We start from the raw sequence: 3,169 nt of genomic DNA, 5'->3' as shown, positions 1-3,169 counted from the left end.
TATTTTCTATATATTCAATAGCTTAAGTAGTTAATTGAAATTTTTCTAATTATTACTAGAATTGATCGCTAGGGGGATCAATGGACAGAGTAGTAATAATAGATACAGAGACAACTGGCTTGTCTCCACGCAAGGGCAAGCATCGCATTGTTAACCTTGCTGCCGTAGAAATAATTGATGGCGATATCACAGGCAGCATCTTCCACTACTTCTTAAACCCTGAAGGTAAGAAGAGTACGTCGGAAGCCCACGCGGTACACCAAATTGAAGATTCATTTTTGCTTGATAAGCCAACGTTCTGCCAAATAGCTGAAGAATTTCTAGAGTTCATAGATGGTGCACGACTTTCCTTTTACAATTCAGAATTTGATGTTGATTTCCTGCAATCAGAAATTGATCGATGTGGACTAGATATTGTCTTCAATAGAGATTACGACGTATCTTGCTTGATGAGGGATTTTGCCAATAGGGAAAACTATGGGAAATGGGTCAAATTAGATAATGCTTGCATACGTTATGGTATAGACATTACTGAAAGAAAATCACACGGTGCCGCAATAGATGCCTTTATTACAGCGGAGCTGTACCTGAAGTTTCATTATTCGAGTGACAAACCACTTGCGAAGACACCGCATCAAAATGAACGTGTCGAGCCTACAGCCTTTCCAATCCCAAGAGCCTACAAAGATCCTATCACTGGTAAAGCTATTCAGCTTAACTACTGTAAGAACCCAAACTGCCGAAACTATGGTGTAGCCGCACTTAATCCCAAACGCAAAGCTGATGGCTCTATAATGCGAGGGTTAGGTAATGATTATAGGTTTACTAAAACAAAGATAGGTCGCGTGTTAACTTGCATCATCTGCGGCACAAGTACAAAACTGATAAACAACAAAGCTTTCGTTGAAGAGTCAAATAGGCAAGAGCAAATATTTTCCAATAAAGAGATTTGTTGCCCTGATAAGAAACTTGAAACATCACGACGACGAACTAGGCCATGTCGAAATGCGGTGGTAAATTGGTTAGATAAGCCTAAGCGTTACACCTTAAGAGGCACAGTACCGTCAACAGTAGAGTCATTGAAGTATCGAGAAGCCCAAAGGATTGAATGCAATGCCTGTCACAATCCTTTCAACGTACCGTTGAACGCTGAGTATGGTCAAAAGAGAGCTGATATCAATGGAATATTGTTCAGAATGCTTATTAACAAAGGTATCGTCAACAGAATGGAAGAAATTTTGGATGTGCCTATCACTTTAATTTACCACCGTATCGAGTTTTTCTTAAACCAGTGTGTTGAGTTTGACCGTTGGCACATACAGAACAACATTCAGGCTTTAAAAGGCAAAACCCTAGAAGTTAGTATGGACAGGCAGCACTACCTGTCTAACTGGAGTGATAAGAAGGACAGTCGCCCTACGAAACTGGTAAATACTTCAACGGTAGACAATAAAACTCGATTTGTATTTGCTAGTACAGTTAACTTCGACACCACCTCAGACTGGGAAGTAATTAAAAGAGACATTAGCAGATGTAGTGATCTTAAGAAGCCTGAACACAAGAGAAGGTATGGTCAGTACGTTCTATCCAATCAAGAAGTCGAAACTGATGACGTTGATGATACCCTGCCTCTGAAAGCACCAAATAAAAATTTACTAGTGCAACAAACTTATTCTCTCATGGCACACCTTGAAGTGATGAAACAGTACGTAAATGAGGCGCGTTACACTCGTTTATTCGCAGATGCCGACGAAGGCTTTGAACTTGGTATTGGGTTAGTGATGAAAGAACAGATTGCGGCCAGCAAACTCTACCCTGTGCTTGTAAAAGCAGAAAGGAACAATGCCAGCCAAATGCAAGACAAGCGTGCCTGGTCAGAACAAGTTCTTCTTAAGCATGGGATTACTATGAGCGACATAAAGAGGGCCAAAGTTGATAGAGAAAAACTAGCTCAAATATCGCAACAATATTGGGCTGCCGAGATGCACAAACGTACTATTGAATCAGGATCGGCTAAATCAGAGTGGTTAGTTCATCCATTTCCTAAATCTAGACATTCTGTTCAAGTAAAACCATTAGTAGGCTTTCATGGCGCTATATCTGTTAGCCAAACGCTATCTGAGAATTTGTTAGATGTATCTACATATGGAGTTGATAACTACTTTCAAATGATACGCCGCCGAATCAATATGTTCGAGCGACCAATAACATCAGCCACAAACAGTAAACGATGGAATGGCTACGCTTCATACAACCCTAAATGGGCGGTTATGATTATTGAGATATTGAGGGTCTACAACAACTACGTATTGACCGACGAAAAGTCACTTAAAAACAAAGGACTGTATCAGGAAGCAACAACACCAGCTCAAAAGCTTGGCATTACAGATAAGAAATATACAATAGAAGATATTCTAGACTTTACAGTCGCGAGCAAAATTAAAAACTTACAATAAGGAAGTCAATGATTAAAGGAATAGAGAACAGAGCTAAGCTAGCTGTCGGGGTGTCGGCATTCGCTATATTAATAATGGCATTTCAATGGTCAATCATTGATTGGATAACTCCTTTCTTGATGATGCCGTTGATGCTTGTGGTATTTATTGTCTTTTTAACGGGACTCGGTTTTAGCATTTCATGTCTTTTTAAGTTCAAAGAAATTAGGTGGTTGGCAACAATTCCCTTAGCAGTCCAATTGGTTGCCCTTGCTGTACTAGAGTTTGTTCCGTTTACGAAGCTCTGGATAAATGCAGATTTCCACTTATATGAATCTCAACGTCAAGAAGTCGTCGCAAGGGTTTACTCTGGCGAGCTTGTCTCTAATGTACAACATAATTCATCGTTAATAGCACTAGGCTCTGAGTATTCAAAAATATCAATGGGCGGAAATGAGATTGTGGTTCAAGATATCGACGGTTCGAAATACGTTTTCTTCTACACCTTTAGAGGGATATTGGACAACTATTCTGGTTTTTTATATGTCCCTGACGGCGGCGACCCAAGGAGCTATGCGGATTTAGATGAAGAAGATGTAACTCAAATAATAAAATACGCAGACAATTGGTACTACACCTCACACCATTAATTACAGTAGACCTACTAACCTATTGTTTTTAATGAGGATATACCTGCTCTCGAATGTAATTTTCGACATATCTTGATGGCTAAG

2 protein-coding genes are annotated in these 3,169 nt (G+C 39.8%); both read left to right on the top strand.

From position 1 onward, the window contains the following. The first annotated feature begins 80 nt into the window (after positions 1-80). Positions 81-2,456 (top strand): exonuclease domain-containing protein, encoded by a 2,376-nt coding sequence (locus CWC28_RS06430; protein ID WP_138624901.1) that lies wholly within the window; start codon positions 81-83, stop codon positions 2,454-2,456. 8 nt (positions 2,457-2,464) lie between these two features. After that, the gene (locus tag CWC28_RS06425; protein ID WP_058584966.1) at positions 2,465-3,085 is read left to right on the top strand and encodes a hypothetical protein; all 621 of its coding nucleotides are present in this window, start codon (positions 2,465-2,467) and stop codon (positions 3,083-3,085) included. The last annotated feature ends 84 nt before the right edge of the window (positions 3,086-3,169 follow it).

Origin of the sequence: Pseudoalteromonas sp. S4492, assembly GCF_005886115.1 — a bacterium.
Lineage (GTDB): Bacteria > Pseudomonadota > Gammaproteobacteria > Enterobacterales > Alteromonadaceae > Pseudoalteromonas > Pseudoalteromonas gelatinilytica.
Note: the sequence above shows the minus strand (reverse complement) of the source record. Positions and strands in the feature narration are given on the sequence as shown.